This is a genomic window from Actinoplanes sp. ATCC 53533 (assembly GCF_003947245.1).
In genome coordinates, this window is sequence record NZ_QHHV01000021.1 from 57,076 (window position 1) to 73,200 (window position 16,125).

The 16,125-nt window shown below is 74.2% G+C and carries 9 protein-coding genes and 1 pseudogene; 3 read left to right on the plus strand and 7 right to left on the minus strand.

Annotation, left to right across the window (positions count from 1 at the left end; all coding sequences use genetic code 11):
- Positions 1-109: 109 nt before the first annotated feature.
- The 6 genes and pseudogenes from DMB66_RS08340 to DMB66_RS08365 form a co-directional block, all read right to left on the minus strand.
- A complete protein-coding gene (locus DMB66_RS08340; RefSeq protein ID WP_125803445.1) occupies positions 110-895 on the minus strand; it encodes a pectate lyase in 786 nt (261 codons plus the stop codon).
- Between the two features lie 217 nt (positions 896-1,112).
- Positions 1,113-3,200: a WD40 repeat domain-containing protein gene (locus tag DMB66_RS08345; RefSeq protein WP_158647176.1), complete on the minus strand. Its 2,088-nt coding sequence runs from the start codon at positions 3,198-3,200 to the stop codon at positions 1,113-1,115.
- A 235-nt stretch (positions 3,201-3,435) separates the two neighbouring features.
- A pseudogene (locus DMB66_RS65770) lies at positions 3,436-4,890 on the minus strand (helix-turn-helix domain-containing protein); the annotation flags it as partial.
- Between the two features lie 125 nt (positions 4,891-5,015).
- Positions 5,016-8,078 carry a PAS domain-containing sensor histidine kinase gene (locus DMB66_RS08355; protein WP_233624388.1) on the minus strand — a complete coding sequence of 1,021 codons (3,063 nt, stop codon included), beginning with the start codon at positions 8,076-8,078 and terminating at the stop codon, positions 5,016-5,018.
- A 101-nt stretch (positions 8,079-8,179) separates the two neighbouring features.
- Positions 8,180-8,692 carry a hypothetical protein gene (locus DMB66_RS08360; RefSeq protein WP_125803448.1) on the minus strand — a complete coding sequence of 171 codons (513 nt, stop codon included), beginning with the start codon at positions 8,690-8,692 and terminating at the stop codon, positions 8,180-8,182.
- Positions 8,693-8,793: 101 nt separating this feature from the next.
- Positions 8,794-9,708: a class I SAM-dependent methyltransferase gene (locus tag DMB66_RS08365; protein WP_125803449.1), complete on the minus strand. Its 915-nt coding sequence runs from the start codon at positions 9,706-9,708 to the stop codon at positions 8,794-8,796.
- 163 nt (positions 9,709-9,871) lie between these two features.
- On the opposite strand from DMB66_RS08365, the gene DMB66_RS08370 reads away from it, so the two are divergent.
- From DMB66_RS08370 to DMB66_RS08380, 3 genes are read left to right on the plus strand one after another with little or no spacing between them, the layout of a single operon-like run.
- Positions 9,872-12,094, plus strand: a complete 2,223-nt coding sequence (locus DMB66_RS08370) for an MMPL family transporter (protein ID WP_125803450.1) — start codon at positions 9,872-9,874, stop codon at positions 12,092-12,094.
- 2 nt (positions 12,095-12,096) lie between these two features.
- Complete coding sequence (locus tag DMB66_RS08375; protein WP_125803451.1) at positions 12,097-13,368, plus strand: sensor histidine kinase; 1,272 nt, start codon at positions 12,097-12,099, stop codon at positions 13,366-13,368.
- Positions 13,365-14,039, plus strand: a complete 675-nt coding sequence (locus DMB66_RS08380; protein WP_125803452.1) for a response regulator transcription factor — start codon at positions 13,365-13,367, stop codon at positions 14,037-14,039. Before DMB66_RS08375 ends, DMB66_RS08380 begins: the two co-directional genes overlap by 4 nt.
- Before the next feature lie 6 nt (positions 14,040-14,045).
- On the opposite strand, the gene DMB66_RS08385 is transcribed toward DMB66_RS08380, so the two are convergent.
- On the minus strand, positions 14,046-15,611 hold the full coding sequence (locus tag DMB66_RS08385) for a PP2C family protein-serine/threonine phosphatase (protein WP_125803453.1): 1,566 nt from the start codon (positions 15,609-15,611) through the stop codon (positions 14,046-14,048).
- Positions 15,612-16,125: the final 514 nt, after the last annotated feature.

Below are 16,125 nucleotides of genomic sequence, written 5' to 3' on the forward strand. Positions count from 1 at the left end.
CCACCAGACACAAGCGGGCAGAGCAAGCGAGGCGAAAAGCGGGCAAGCAGCCGACAGAACGCACGAAGCGGCCCCGGGCGAGCCCGGGGCCGCTCAGAAGGAGCAGGACCTACTTGTACGTGATGTCCGAGGCCTTGTACTTGCAGTACGTGCCGTCCGCACCCGAGCCGTTCGACGTCGGCTCCGCGCCGGTGTTGTTGCCGATGAACTTGTTGCAGATGACGATCTTCTTGCTGCTGTCGCCGATGATCGTGATCTTGCTGAACGTCGCGCTGTCGCCGTAGTTGGTGTTGATGCCGGCCAGCGAGCCGCCCTTGTACGTCGCCGTCACGTTCTTGATCACGACCGTGCGCTTGCCCTGGCCCGACTTGCAGTTGCCGCAGGAGCGGTACAGCTTGCCGAAGTCCTGCACCTGGAAGCCGTCGATGACGACCGTGCCGCCGACGCCGTTGTGCTGGAAGACCTTGTCGCTGGCGTGCAGCGCACCGCCACCCTTGATCGTCATGGTCGCCGAGGTGGACGACGGCTTGAAGGTCGCCGCGTCCTCGCCCACGTCCTCCCACCAGACGTTCTCCAGCGTGCAGGTCGCCTCGCAGTGCACCCCGTCGGCGGCCGGGCTGCCCAGGATGACGTTCTTCAGCGTCCCGCCGCTGGGCAGGTCGAACAGCGGGTCCTGACCCTCGTTCTGGCCGCCCGAGCCGAGGGCACCGGTGCCGTAGTAGCGCTTCATGCCGCCGTCGAAGGTGCCGGAGAAGCTCTTGGTGGCGCTCAGTGGGATCGAGCCGGTGTTCGCCGGGATCGTGGTGGCCGACGCCGTGGCGGCGGGCACCAGCGCCGCCACCGACAGTGCGGCGACGGTGCCGAGGGCGTACCAGATCTTGCGGGATCGGCGCATGCGCGGACCTCATCTCGGGGAGGGGATGGGTTGTTCCCGGACGGAGGACGGTCGCCCGGTGCCAGCCGAATATATCTGTAACATCGATGAACACAACTGTTCACATGTCTTAGGAATGCGCTTTCCTCAGGGAGTTTGCAGTGAGCGACCGGCCTGGTCTGCGGCTTCTGCCGACGCCGGACTGCAACCGGCCGGAAACTTCCCACATCGTGGGAGATCACGGAGAGCGATGGTCACCCCTCAGGTAGGCCTGCTGCTCCTCGGGGGTGAAGCCGCGGACGGCGCCGGTCTCGGCCAGCGCCCGGATCCGGTCGAGGGAGCCGCAGACGTCGCACCGGGAGAGGCGCAGCGTGCCGTCGTCGTGGACGGTGGCCAGCCCGTCCGGGCCCGGCCCGAACACCACACCCTCCACCGGGCTGCCGAAGCCGCGCAGCACGACCGGGGCACCCGGCTCGGCGGTCCGCCAGATCCGCAGCCCGCCGTCGTCGCCGCTGCTGGCCAGCAGCCGGCCGTCGGGACTGTAGGAGACGCTCCAGACGGCACCACGGTGTCCACGCAGGACGGTCGGGCTGCCGGTGCCGGCGACGTCCCAGAGCCGGATCGTGCCGTCGTGCCCGCCGCTGGCCAGCTGCCGCCCGTCCGGGCTGAAGGTGACCCGGAAGACCAGGCCGCCCGTGTGGCCGCGGAGGGTCACGGCCCGGCCGGTGGCCACGTCCCAGACGCGTACCGTGCCGTCCCGGCCGCCGCTGGCGACGTGCCGGCCGTCCGGGGCGACCGCCACCGAGCGCACCGGGCCGTCATGGCCCTTGAGCACGGTGGCCGTCCCGGCGGCGATGTCCCAGATCCGGACCGTGCCGTCGCCGCCCGCGCTCGCGAGGTGGCCGCCGTCCGGCAGGAAGCCCAGCTCCCAGACCGAGCCGGTGTGGCCGCTCAGCACCGTGGCCCGCCCGGTCGCCACGTCCCAGACCCGGACGGTGCGGTCCATCCCGGCGCTGGCCACCCGGGTGCCGCCGGGACCGGCCGCGACGGCGTTGACGTCACCGGTGTGCCCGCGCAGGATCGTCGGCGTGCCGGTGACATCGCGGGGCCAGAGCCGTACGGTGCCGTCCTGCCCGGCGGTCACCACCGGGCCGCCGGCCGGGGACATCGCGACGCCCCAGATCGCGCCGGCGTGCCCGGACAGCACCTGGGATCCGCCGGGGCCGGCCGGATCCCAGAATCGTGCGGAGCCGTCGCCGCTGCCGCTGGCCAGCCAGGCGCCGTCCGGGCTGAACGCGAGGCTCCACACCGGACCGTCGTGGCCCGGCAGCACGAGCGGATCCGTGCCGCCGTCCACGTTGAACACCCGTACCGTGCCGTCGCTGCCGCCGCCGGCCACCCGGCGGCCGTCCGGGCTGAAGGCGACCGCTTCCGCCGTACCGGAGCCGTCGCCGCGCAGGACCACCGCCTCGCCGGTCCGGTCCAGGCGCCAGACCCGGACCGTGCCGTCGGTGCTCGCGCCGGCGAGCGCCTTGGAGTCCGGGCCGAAGGCCAGGCTCTCCACCGAGGAGGCCGGGCCGCGCAGCACCCGCGGCCGGCCCGCGCCGGTCGCGGACCAGACCCGCACCACGCCGTCGCCGTCGCCGGCCGCCAGGCTGCGCCCGTCCGGGCTGTAGGCGATGCCGAGCTGCCGCACCGGCCCGCGCAGGACGGTGCCGGCCGCGCCGCCGCGCCGCACGTCCCAGATCCGGACGCTGCCGTCGTCGCCGGCGCCGGCCAGCCGCAGCCCGTCCGGGCTGAACGCCACCGTCCACACCGGACCCTTGTGGCCCCGCAGCACCCGCGGCCCGGCCTGACCGCCCAGCTCCCACACCGTGACCGTGCCGTCGATGCCGCCGGCGGCCAGCAGCCGCGAATCGGGGCTGAAGACCGGGCTCCACACCTCGCCCCGGTGACCGGCGAGCACCCGGGGCGCGCCGGTGGCCGGCCCGCGGGCGGCGCGCCGCCAGACCCGGACAGTGCCGTTGTCGCCGCTCGTGGCGACCAGCCGCCCGTCCGGGCTGTAGCCGACGCCGAAGACCTGCCCCTGCCCCGCGGCGAGCACGGAGCGGACCCGGGACTGGGCGGTGGCCTGCCGCAGCACCGCCTCGGCCGCGGGCGTGTGCCGCACCAGCAGGGCCTGCCGGGCCAGCAGCAACGACAGCTCCGGCTTCAGGCTGAGCTGCTCGCGGGCGGCGGCGGCCAGCTCGTTGGAGAAGGCCAGGTCGCGCTCCCGGCCGGCCCGCCGGGCCTGCGCCGCGCTGACCGTGGCGAGCACGGTCACCACCACGACCACCGCGCCTGAGCAGGGAGACCGCCCATCGGGTGCGGCGGCGGCGGGCCTGCTGCTCGTGCTCCTGCACCCGGTGGCCGGCCGCGAGGAAGAGGCGCTCGGCCTCGTTGAGCCGGTCGGTGGGCCGCTCCTGCCAGGACGCCAGCCGGCTGCCGCGCCACAGGAACGCGTCGTCGCGCCCGTGCTGCTCCCACTCGGCGGTCGCCTCGGTCAGCCGGCGGTGGGCCCGCAGCTGCTCCCGGTCGGCGGTCAGCCACGAGCGCAGCCGCGGCCAGCGGCGGATCAGCACCTCGTGCGCGACGGTCACCGTGTGCTCGGCGCAGGACACCAGCCGGGCCCGGGCCAGCTCGTCGAGGACGCCGGCGGCCGCCGGCCCGCTGGGCAGCTCCGCGTACGGGACGTGCCGGCGGGTGTCCTCGGTGCCCTCGCCCAGGGCGGTCAGCCGCAGGAAGATGTCCTGCACGACCTCCTGGCGGGCTGGTTCCAGCTCGCCGAAGACCCGTTCCGCCGTCCGGGCCACGGCCTCGGCGACGCCGCCCGCCTCCCGGTAGCCGGCGAGGGTCAGCAGCCGGCCCTGGCGGCGGTGCCAGGTCTCCAGCAGCGCGTGCGAGACCAGCGGCAGCGCGCCGGGCTGGTGGGCGACGTCGGTCAGCACCGCGTCCACCAGCGCCGGCTCGACCCGGTGGCCGGCCCGCTCGGCCGGGCCGGTGACGACGGCGCGCAGGTCGGCGTCGTCCATCGGGCCGATCAGCACCTGCCGGTCCCGCAGGGCCGCGACCAGGCCGGGATGCCGGGCGCAGTGCGGGTAGAAGTCCGCACGCACGCCGAGCACGACGCGGGCCCGGTCGGGGCAGCCGGCGGCGATGGCCAGCAGGCAGTCCAGAAACAGCCGCCGGGTGCCGTCGTCGCGGCAGAGCGTGAAGACCTCCTCGAACTGGTCGACCACGATGACCAGCAGGTCGATGCCGGGGTCGGCGGCCACCGCCTGCCGGACGGCCAGCGCCCCGTTGGCCGCGGCGGCGCACAGGTCGGCGTGCAGGGCCGCGGCGGGCACGCCCTGCCGGGCCGCCAGCGCGGCGGCCAGCTCCTGCACCGGCTCGGTGCCCGGGGTCAGCACCAGGCTGCCGGCGGGCCGTCCGCCGCAGGCCTCCCGGCCGGCCAGCGCCGGCACCAGGCCGGCGCGCAGCAGCGAGGACTTGCCGCTGCCCGAGGCGCCGAAGACGGCCAGGAACGGCCCCTCGGCCAGCCGGCCCACCAGCTCGCGCACCTGCGCCCGGCGGCCGAAGAACCGCTCGGCGTCCCGGGCCTGGAAGGTCGACAGGCCCAGGTACGGCGGCTCCTCCGGCGCGACGGCGGGCCGGGACAGCTCGGCGGCCAGCTGCTGCCAGCGCCGCTCCCACTCCTGCCGGTCGCCGCCGCAGCCCTGCACGTACGACAGGGTGACCGGCAGCGAGGGCAGCGACAGCCCGGCCGCCGCCTCGGACAGCATGGACGCCGAATAGTGCACGCGGGCCGCCAGCTCGCGATAGCTGGGCCGGCCGGCCCGCAGCCGCAGCTGGCGCAGCTCCCACGCGAAGCGTTGCAGCGGACCGGCCTCCGGATCGACCTGACGTTCGGCACGCCCCACCGACGACCTCCATATGCATCGATCTGATGACAGCCCGCCCGGACATTGTCCGGGCATTGATTGATCGATGGAAGTCAACAAGCGGACATGCGGGAACGGTTGCTAGACAGGAACGGTCCGGTCATCGACGGGGGGATCGGAGCCCGGGCCGTGGCGACTTCTCGCCACGGCCCTCGTGCGGCTCAGCCGCCGTGGTGTCCGACGGTCACCGGCCCGGAGGAGTCGCCGCTCTCGCCGGCGTGGTGCAGCCGGGCGTGCACCCGGTCGATCAGATCCCGCCGGGTGAAGGGCTTCTCGATGATGGTGACGCCCTGCTGCAGGGTGCCGTTCTCGGTGAGGACCGGCTGGGCGTAGCCGGACATGTAGAGCACCGGGATCTCGGGCCGCAGCTCGTGGATCCGGGCGGCCACCTCGTTGCCCATCATGTTCGGCATGATCACGTCGGTGAGCAGCAGGTGGATCGGCTCCGGGTGGTGCTGGACGATGCTCAGGGCGGCGGCGCCGCCGTCCGCGACGAGCACCTCGTAGCCGGCCCGGGCCAGGATGCGGCCGCTCGCGTCGCGCAGCGCCTCCTCGTCCTCCACCAGCAGGATCGTCGCCTCCCGCGAGCCGGGGGCCGCCGGCTCACCGGCATCCGCCGGAGCACCGGCGTCCGTGACGGCGGCGGCGTCGGAGGCCGGCAGCACCAGGGTGATGGTCGTGCCGATGCCGGCCTCGGAGTAGAGGCGGACGTGGCCACCGGCCGCGGTGGCGATGCCGTACACCGTGGCCAGTCCCAGGCCGGTGCCGGCGCCCTGCGGCTTGGTGGTGAAGAACGGCTCGAAGGCCCGCTCGGCCACCTCGGGCGGCATGCCGCTGCCGGTGTCGCTGACCCGGAACCGCACGTAGCGGCCCGGGCTCAGCTCGGTGCAGTCCGCGACGTCGTCCTCGTCCAGCTCGGTGTTGCTGGTGTCGATGGAGAGCGTGCCGCCACCGGGCATCGCGTCCCGGGCGTTCACCGCGAGGTTGAGCAGGATCTGCTCGAACTGGCTGGGGTCGACGCTCACCGGCAGCAGAGCGCTGTCCAGGTGGGTGACGAGGTGGATGTGCTCGCCCAGGGTGCGGCGCAGCATCTGCTCGACGTCGCCGACCACGTGGTTGAGGCTGAGCACCTGCGTCTGGGTGATCTCGCGGCGGCCGAAGGCCAGCAACTGCTTGGTCAGCCGGGTGGCGCGCTCGGTGGCCCGGCCGATCTGCGCCAGGTCGGCGCGGGCCGCGGTCAGCTCCCCGGCGTCCGGGGCGGGCGTCTGCAGGGTCTCGGTGAGCAGCTCGGTGTAGCTGGCGATCACCGCGAGGATGTTGTTGAAGTCGTGCGCCACGCCGCCGGCCAGCTGGCCGAGGCTCTCCAGCCGGCGGGTGTGCTGCAGCCGCCGCTCGGCGGCGTCGTGCTCGGCCTGCGCGGCCAGGCGCTCCCGCTCGGCCTGCGCCTGCAGCCGCTCGGAGACGTCGCGGACCGCGGCCGAGACGATGACACCCTGGTCGGTCTCGAGCGCCGAGAGGCTGATCTCGGCCGGGAACTCGCTGCCGTCCTTGCGCACCGCGGCCAGCTCCACACCGCCGCCCATCGGCCGCGGCTGCGGGCTGGAGAAGTAGTGCAGCCGGCGGCCCGGGTGCGCCGCCCGGACCCGCTCCGGCACCAGGATGTCGACGGACTGCCCGAGCAACTCGTCGCGGCGATATCCGAACAGCCGCTCCGCCTGCGCGTTGAGCAAGGCGATCCGCCCGTCGGCCGTGACGCCGACGATCGCGTCGGGTGCGGCCTCCAACAGCCCGCGGAACATCGCCTCGGCCCGCTGGCGCTCGCTGATGTCGCGCACGATGCAGGCCACGCCGAGCGGCTGCCCGCTCGCGTCGGCGATGAGCGACGAGGTCAGCGACACCGTGACCGGCACGCCGTCCCGGGTGCAGTTGCGCACCTCGACCTGGTCGACGCGCTCGCCGCGGAGCACACAGGCCAGCAACTCCGCCTCGCGGTCCCGGCAGTCCTCCGGGAAGAGCATGGCGGCGTCGCGGCCCACCGCCTCGTCGACGCGGTAGCCGTACAGCCGCTCGGCGCCGGCGTTCCAGCTGGTGATGATGCCGTCGACGGCCTTGCCGATGATCGCGTCGGCGGAGGACTCGACGATCACCGCGAGCCGCTGGCGCTCCGCGAGCACGGCGGCCCGCTCGGCCAGGGCCGCGGCCTGGCTCGCCAGCTCGGCGAAGAGCTCGACGTCGTCGTCCGCGAACAGGGTCCGGAACCGGTGCAGCAGCAGCAGTGTTCCCCCGGGGGCCGGCAGCGGCGCCGCGTTCACGAAACGGGTGCCGCTGATCCGGGCCAGGTCCGCCGCGACCGGCGGCGGATCGGTCCAGCCCGCGAGCGCGTCGATGGTCACCGCCACGGCGGGCAGGCTCGCCACGTCCGCCGTACGGCAGCGCCACGCGGCGAGGTCGAGGACCGGATCGCTGATCACCTGCACCGTGCCGCCCGGCTTGGGCAGCAGGACCACCACCAGGTCGGCGCCGAGCACCTGCCGGGCCCGCTCGCAGTAGCGCTGCCAGATCCGGTGCGCGGGCTCGGCCGGCGGGGCGGCGAGCAGGCTCCGCATCAGGGCGTTCGCCGCGCCCCAGGACCAGGTGCGCCGCAGCCAGTGCGGTGGCATGAAGGCCAGCAGGTACATGAGTGCCGAGACGACCGCGAGGGACCGGGGCACCACCGCCACGCCCGCGCCGGCGAGCAGCATGGTCGCACCGAACAGCCCGGTGCCCACGGCGGCGCACGCCAGCCGGATCCGGGCCGCACCGCCGCGGCGCCGGGCGTCGACCGCCAGCAGCGCCGCGGCCACCGCCTCCACCAGGAAGAACAGCGTCACCACCGGCCACACCACGTGGTCGGGCAGCGGCTGCGCGATGACCAGCACGGGCACCGCGGAGGCGATCCACGCCGCGAGCGCGCCCCAGATCACCCAGGACGGCACCGGGCGCAGCCGGCTCACCAGCCGCAGCGTGAAGAACGGCTGTCCCAGCAGCACGCCGGTGACCAGGCCGGCCACCGTCCGGGACGGCATGCCCACCGCCAGCCGGAGCACACTCAGCACGAACAGCATCGCCACCGCGCTGAAGATGAGCATGACATCACGCAGCAGCGGGTCACGGCGGCGGAGATAGCCCACCGTCGCCCACACGAAGATCAACAAGAACAGGGCCGTGACCGCGAGACCCGCCATCAGTACCCCCGCACTGCCGAATCCTGGTGCCGCATCACCTCATGCTTGACGAATGCGGAGGACGCCGAGGCCGAAACGGTCAATTGGTCCGGCGCCGGGGCTCAGCGCACGACGGCCCGGCCCGGCGCCGGGGCCGGCTGGAACACCGCGAGGGCCTGGCCGTCCACCGCGGCGACGACCCAGGGATGGCCGACGTAGGTCGGCTGGGTATAGGTCTCACCCGGCCGGAGCGTCTGGTACGTCACCCGGCTGCCGTCCTGATCGATCCAGGAGACGGTGACGACCTGGCGGGTGTCGTTGACGAACGCCACCTGGGTCGGCGTTCCGTTGCCGCCGGAACGCAGCGTCGGCTCGGTGGTGACGGGCAGCGCGGTGAGCTCGGGCCAGGTCGCCGCGTCCGCGTCCGCCCGGGCGGTCTCGGAGCTGACCCGTGGCGCGGACCCGGGCTGGTTCTCCTCCCCCGTCCGCAGCAGCCAGACGGTCGCCACCCCGGCCCCGGCGAGGCAGAGCAGCGCGGCCAGGACCGCGACGCCCCCGAGAACCCAGGGCAACCGGCTGCCGCGGCGCGGCGGCGCGTAGGCCGGCACGAAGTCCGGCGGTGGTGGCAGCGTCATGCCGTCACGGTAAGCGGCGGGTCAACGCCCGCCGCAGCGCTGCGCCGATACGGCGTTTCCGGGCACGTCCCGGCAGCCCACGGCCTCGGCTCCGGCATCCGTCAGCTCGCGGGCAGCTCGAAGTGCCACACGATCACCGCCGGCGCGTCGTTCCAGGCGGCGGCCGTCGCGGCCGGGACGATGCCCACCAGCGACCAGGGCCAGTCGTCCCACGGCCCGGGCGTCGCCGACAGGTCGACGGCCGCCTCGCCGGCCGCGCCGCCGGCCGCGCCCGGGCCGGCGCTGCGTCCGGGTTCCTCGCAGCGGCGCACCCGCAGGCCCAGCGGCAATGCCGCGGTGAGGTAGTCGGCTGCCCGGTGCCGGTAGGCCGGCAACAGGCCGGGCCCACCGACGGCGGAACGCATCCGGGGCACCGAGCCGAGCGCCACCGTCTCGTGATGGACGTCGGTGATCAGCAGGTGCCCGCCGGGCCGCAGCACCCGGGCGAACTCCCGGAACGCCGGCCCGAGGCGGGGCAGATGGACCAGGGCCAGCGCGCACACGATGACGTCGACGTGGTCGTCCGGCACCGGCAGGCTGTGCAGGTCGCCCCGGCGGAAGTCCGCCTCCGGCACCCGGGCGCGGGCGTGCTCCAGCATGTCCGGCGAACTGTCCACGCCGATGACCCGGTGCCCCCGCGCGACCAGCCGCCCGGAGTGCCGGCCGGTGCCGCAGGCGGCGTCCAGGGCGACGCCGGGTGGCAACGGATCGAGGATCTCGTCCACGAGCGGTTCCTCGAAGGCGAACAGCCCGTTGCCCGGCTGGTCGTAGGTCCGCGACCAGACCTGGTAGCCCGCCACGGTGCCGACCCGCTCGGCCGTGACGCCCGGGCCGCCGAGCTCCGGGTGGTCCAGCAGCCGGCGGATCTCGGCGATGCGGGCCTCGGTGAAGCCCCGGTCGTGCTCCCCGCCGAAGGCCCGCAGCAGGGCGACGCCCTCGAGGCCGAGCAGGTACGCCAGGGGCAGCTGGTAGACCATGGCGGGACGCTATCGGACCACCGGTCCGGGCCGCGACGGACTTTTCGCGGGTCCGGCCGTACCGCGACTGCGGTACTTCGATCACCGCGGCTGGGCGACGACCCGGCGGCCCTTTCCGACGACCGTAGGGGAGGTCAGATCGCCTCCTCGAAAGGTCCGTGTCGTGAGAGCTCTCGCCCAGAAATGCTTCCGGTGGCGGTTCGCCGTCCTCGGCGGCTGGATCGCCACCCTCGTCGCCCTGATCATGCTCGTCATCGGGATCGGCACGGCGTTCACCGACGACGCCGAGCTGCCGGACAGCGAGTCCGCCACCGCCTACAGCCTGCTCGCCGAGTCGGGCGCGCAGGGTACGGGCACCGAGCAGGGCACCATCGCCTGGCACACCGACGGGGTGGCGATCGGTGACGCGGCCGTACGCCGGCAGGTCACCGCCATGCTCGGCCAGGTGGCCACCATGCCGGGCGTGCGGGCCGTGGTCAGCCCGTACGACCAGGCCGGAGCCCGGCAGCTGGACGCCGCCTCGGACACCGCCTACGCGACTGTGGTGCTGGCCGAGGACGCCGACGTCACGCCGATCACCGACGCCGCGACCAGCCTGCGCAGCGGCACCCTCGACGTCGAGGTCGGCGGTACGGCGTTCACCGAGCTGCCCGCCGCCTCGCACGGCACCGAGATCGTCGGCATCCTGGCCGCGCTGGCGATCCTGCTGCTGGTCTTCCGGTCGGTCTGGGCCGCGGTCCTGCCGATCGTCACCGGCGTGGTGGGGGTGTGCGTCTCGCTGCTGGTGGTCATGCTCGCCTCGCACGCCGTCGACCTGGCCGCGACCAGCCTGACGATGGGCGCGCTGATCGGCCTGGGCGTCGGCATCGACTACGCGCTGTTCATCGTCAACCGCTACCGCAAGGCGCTGCTGGGCGGTGCGCGCGTCCCGGACGCGATCGCCCAGGCGCTGGACACCTCGGGCCGGGCCGTCGTCTTCGCCGGGGTCACCGTCATGGTCGCGCTGCTCGGCATGTTCGTGGTCGAGCTCGGCATCCTCACCGGCATGGCGCAGGCCGCCGCTGTGACCGTCCTGTTCACCGTCGCCGCGGCGATCACCCTGCTGCCCGCGCTGCTGGGCATCCTCGGCCACCGCGTCCTGTCCCGCCGCCAGCGCGCGGCGGTCGCGGGCACCGCGGGGGCCGGCCCGGCGTCGCCGCAGCACCGGGCCGGGCTCGCCGTGCGCTGGGCCGGCCTCGTGCAGCGCGCGCCGCGCCGGATGGGCCTGCTCGCCCTGCTGGTGATCGTGGCGCTGGCCGCGCCGGTGGCGACCATGCGGGTCGGCGACGCCGACGCGAGCAGCGATCCCGCCGGTTCCTCCGCCCGCGCCTACTACGAGCTCATGGCCGACGGCTTCGGCCCCGGCTTCGACGCCTCGCTGCTGCTCGTCGCCCGCACCCCGGACGCGGCCTCGGCGCGGGCCTTCACCACCCTGGTGGGCCGGCTCGCCGCGGTCGACGGGGTCGCCTCGGTGGCGGCGGCGCCGGCCGCGGCCGGGCAGCGCATCGCGGTCGCGACCGTCGTCCCGGCCACCAGCGCCCAGACCGAGGAGACCACCGAGCTGGTCGGCACCCTGCGCGACGACGTGATCCCGGCCGCCGAGTCCGGCACCGGGCTGCGGGTGTACGTCGGTGGCACCACCGCCACCAGCATCGACATCTCCGCCGCGCTGATCGACAAGCTGCCGCTCTACCTGGGCCTGGTCGCGGTGCTCGGCTTCCTGCTGCTGGCGGTCGCCTTCCGCAGCGTGCTCGTGCCGCTGGTCGGGGCGCTCACCAACGTGGCCACGATCTTCGTGGGACTCGGCGCGGTCACCGCCATCTTCCAACTCGGCTGGGGCGCGGAGCTGCTCGGCGTCGGTTCGGGCGCGCCGGTGATGTACCTGGTGCCGGTCATCATCGTCGGCGTGATGTTCGGCCTCTCGATGGACTACCAGGTCTTCCTGGTCAGCCGGATGCACGAGGAGTGGACGCACACCCGCGACAACCTGAAGGCCGTCCGCGCCGGGGTGGCCGAGACCGGTCAGGTCATCGCCGCCGCCGCGCTGATCATGCTCTGTGTGTTCGCCTCGTTCGGCTTCAGCGGTGAGCGTATCGTGTCCGCGATCGGCATCGGCCTGGGCATCGCCGCCCTGGTGGACGCCTTCGTGGTGCGCCTGACGCTGGTGCCGGCCCTGATGCGGCTCATCGGGCGCGCCAACTGGTGGTATCCGCGGTGGGCCGAGCGGATCACGCCGCGGCTGTCGGTCGAGGGCGCGGCGGCGCCCGCGGCCCGGCCCACGGCCCGGCCCGCTGCCGCGCCGGCCGGTCGTGAGCCGGTCGGTGCCGGACCGATGACGAGGGAGTGACGATGGGCCCGGAGGCGCTCGCCAGGCGACCGACAGGGCCCGCCCACGACACCGCCCAGGCGCGCCGCGACAAGCGGGGCGGCTGGGCGGCGGGGTTGGCGTTCCACGTCGTGGTTCTGGGCACCATGCTCGCCGCCGTCACCCTGCGGCAGGGACACGAGGAGTTCCCCGGCCCCACCCTGCTGGTCTTCACCGTGCTGTCCTGGCTGCCGCTGCTGGCCCGGACCCGGTGGCCGCTCGCGGTGCTCGGCGCCACCGTGCTCGCCGAGTCGCTGCACCTGGTGGTCGTGCCGTTCGTCGACCCGGGCCTGGCCACGCCGATCGCGATGGCCGCGTACCAGCCGGTGCCGCTGGCCACGATGGGCGCCGCCTGGACAGTGGCGACGCGCCTGCCGCGGGCGTACACCTGGGCCGCCTGCGGCCCCGCTGCCGTCATCCTGCTGATCGTCAGCCTCATCGCCCGGCCGCACAGCCTGATCGCGACCGACATGGTGATGTTCGACCTGGTCGTCATCGCCACCACTGTCGGGCGGTTCGTCAGCGGCCACCGGGAACGCGAGGCGCTCCGCGCCCTGCAACGGCAGGCGGAGACGAACGCCGAGGTCGTCGCGGAACGGCTGCGCATCGCCCGGGACCTGCACGACGTGCTCGCGCACCACCTGACCCTGGTGAACGCGCAGGCCGGCGTCGCCGGCTATCTGATGCGCACCGACCTGCCGGCCGCCTCGACCGCGCTGCAAGACATCAGCACGCACACCCGGCGGGCACTGGACGAGCTGCGGGCCACGGTCGGCCTGCTGCGCCAGGACGGGGAGGCCGCCGGGCCCGAGGGGCGGCGGCCCGTGCCCGGGCTGGAGCGGCTCGACGAGCTGCTCGGCGGGTTCCGGTCCGCGGGGGCGGTGATCGCGCTGCGGGTGACCGGCCGGCCCGGCCCGCTCGCCGCCGGCGCGGACACGGCCGCCTACCGGATCGTGCAGGAGGCGCTGACCAACGCCACCAAACACGCAGCCGGCGCCGGCATCGCCGTCCACCTGCACTGGTCGCCACGCGCGCTGGAGCTGCGGATCGAGAACCAGCCGGCGCCGCACCGGGCCCGCGCGCTCCCGGCTCCGGGCACCGGGCACGGGCTGATCGGCATGCGGGAGCGGGCCGGCTCCTGCGGCGGCCTCCTGGACACCCGGTGGACACCGGAGGGCGGCTTCGCCGTGACCGCGACCCTGCCGGCGGAGGCCGCCGGCACCGAATCCCCCACTACCGGAAGGCTGGCACCGTGACCATCCGCGTCCTCCTCGCCGACGACCAGGCGCTGCTGCGTGCCACGTTCCGGCTGCTGCTCGACTCGGCGCCCGACCTGGAGGTGGTGGCCGAGGCCGCCACCGGCGACGAGGCGGTGGAGCGGGCCCGCAGCGCCCGGGCCGACGTCGTGCTGATGGACATCCGGATGCCCGGCACCGACGGCATCGAGGCCACCCGGCGGATCACCTCCGACGAGTCCCTCGCCGGCGTGAAGATCCTGGTGCTGACGACCTTCGAGACCGACGAACTGGTGGTGGCGGCCCTGCGGGCCGGCGCCAGCGGCTATCTCGGCAAGGGGGTGGACCCGGAGGCCCTGCTGCAGGCCGTACGCACGGTCGCCGCCGGGGAGTCCCTGCTGTCGCCGGCGGCCACCACGGCACTGATCGAGCGGTTCCTGACCCAGCCCGACGCGCGCTCGGGCACCCAGCTGCCCGGGCTGGCCGAGCTCACCGCCCGGGAGCGGGAGATCACCGTGCTGGCCGGCGCGGGGCTGTCCAACAACGAGATCGCCGAGGAGCTGTTCATCAGCCCGGCGACGGCGAAGACGCACGTCAACCGGGCGATGATGAAGATCGGTGCCCGGGACCGGGCGCAGCTGGTGGTCTTCGCCTACGAGAACGGCCTGGTGGTGCCCCGCGGCCGGGGCTGACCGCGATCAGCGCAGGACGCGGACGGCCAGGGTGCACGTGTCGTCGTCCGGCCCGGCGGCGGGCAGCAGGTCCCGCAGGCGCTTGAGGGTCAGCTCGCCGGACTCGGCCGACACCTCGGACAGGGTCCGCTTCACCTGCTCCAGCAGGTCGGCGCCGGCCGGGTCGCGCCGCTCCACCAGCCCGTCGGTGTAGAACAGCACCAGGTCACCCGGCTGCAGGGCGACGCTGACGACCGGGTAGCGGGCGTGGTCGGCCGCGCCCAGCAACACCCCCGGCGGCAGCGGGAGCTCCTCGGTCCGCCCGGCGTGCGTCAGCAGCGGCGCCATGTGCCCGCCGCGGGCCCAGGACAGCACGCCGCTCGCCGGGTCGTAGGTGGCGATCACGGCGGTGCCGGTGATGGCCAGCTGCCGGCTCAGTTTGTTGAGGTGACCGAGCAGCACGCCCGGATCGCAGATGCCGATCGACAGCCACGCGACCAGCGCGAACCGCAGATGCGCCATGCCGCTGGCCGCCTCCAGCCCGTGGCCGGCGACGTCGCCGACCGCGAGCAGGGTGTGCCCGTCGGGCAGCGGCTGCGCGTGATACCAGTCGCCGCCGACCTGGAGGGCCTTCTCCGCCGGCAGATAGCTGACCGCGGCCTGCAGGCCCGGCAGCGGGAACGGCTCCCGGGGCACCGGCTGGATCAGATTCTGCAGCTGGCCGGCGAGCCGGTGCTCGGCCAGCGCGGTGATCTCCCGGCTGCGCAGCTGGTCGCCGAGCCGCTCGATCTCGCTCCGCGAGTCCACCCGGGCGGTGACGTCCTGCACCACCGCGCAGATCTTCAGCGGCGTCCCGTCGGCGTCCCGGGCGGCGTCGGAGAGGACCCGCAGATACTTGACCTTCTCGCCGGGCTGGAAGCGGACCGTCACGTCCGAGGTGGCGCCGCTGTCCAGCGTCTGCCAGGCGGCCTCGCTCAGCCCGGCGTCGGCCGGCAGCAGGATCGCCGCCTGCTCCCGGCGGCTCAGCGGGCCCCGCGCGGGATCCCGTTCGAAGATCCGGTACATCCCCGGCGACCACGTGCTGCGCCCGGTCCTCAGGTCGTACTCGGCCCAGCCGAGGTTGCCCAGCAGCTCCGTTCTCGCCAGCCGGCGCTGGTCCTCGTCGAGCCGTTGCCAGCAGACGAGCAGCCCGCCCCACATCGGGTGCGCGCTCACGTCGAACAGCGCCTCGGTGACGACGCCGGCCTGCTGTTCCCGGTACCAGAACCGCGGCGCCGCGCCGGGCTCGCCGGTGGCCTGCACCTGCTGGTACAACCGCCACAGCGGGCCGCCGACCATGCTCGGATACAGCTCGGAGAGCAGCGCGCCGACCCGGGAGGCGCCCCGGCCGTAGACGTCGCCGTCGTTGCCGCTGACCGCGGCGATCCGGAAGTCGGCGACGGGCCCGTCCTCCGGCACCGGCAGCAGCCACGTGCAGCCGGCCGGGATCACGGCGAGAACCTCCCGCACCAGGGCGCCCCGATCGGCCGGCGTCCCCGCCGGCGGGCCCGCTGCGCCGGCCGCGGAGGCGCCCCGCGCACCGTCAATCGCCATGCCCAGCAGCCTAACGGTCGGCGGCCGCGGGTGAACCCGGCGACAGCGGGACCGACACCGGCGGGGTCCACTGTGGGTGCCGGCGGAGAATCGACCGGGGGATTCACCGGAATGGGTGGTTCATCGATATCACAGGGCCCGACGGTTGGCCGGTCGCGGGGGGTCCGCGTCGAATCGGCGACCGCCATTGCCGACATCCGGCGATGTAAGGGTTGCCAAGTTCGCTCGAAGGCCGGAGCATATCCGCGTCGGTGTACGCGCTTTCCGCGCGATACGGCCTGATTCTCCAGCGAACGGAAAAGCGTGACCTCTCCTGACCCTTCCATGGACTCCGCGGATGACACCCAGACCCGGTTGCGGGTCGGCGGGTGGCTGCCACCGTACGAAGCATTTCGTCCCGGCACCGGCCCGCTTACTCCGCCGCTGGTTTACCGCTCACATCCACCGACGAATGTCGATACCTCTTATGCGCTGAGTAGGGCGACAAAGAACGAGCGGCGACGTTCCGCGACGG

Coding starts and splice junctions, on each gene's coding strand:
- DMB66_RS08340 (WP_125803445.1), bottom strand. CDS start 895: ATGCGCCGATCCCGCAAGATCTGGTACGCCCTCGGCACCGTCGCCGCA.
- DMB66_RS08355 (WP_233624388.1), bottom strand. CDS start 8,078: ATGGCGGGTCTCGCGGTCACGGCCCTGTTCTTGTTGATCTTCGTGTGG.
- DMB66_RS08360 (WP_125803448.1), bottom strand. CDS start 8,692: ATGACGCTGCCACCACCGCCGGACTTCGTGCCGGCCTACGCGCCGCCG.
- DMB66_RS08365 (WP_125803449.1), bottom strand. CDS start 9,708: ATGGTCTACCAGCTGCCCCTGGCGTACCTGCTCGGCCTCGAGGGCGTC.
- DMB66_RS08375 (WP_125803451.1), top strand. CDS start 12,097: ATGGGCCCGGAGGCGCTCGCCAGGCGACCGACAGGGCCCGCCCACGAC.
- DMB66_RS08385 (WP_125803453.1), bottom strand. CDS start 15,611: ATGGCGATTGACGGTGCGCGGGGCGCCTCCGCGGCCGGCGCAGCGGGC.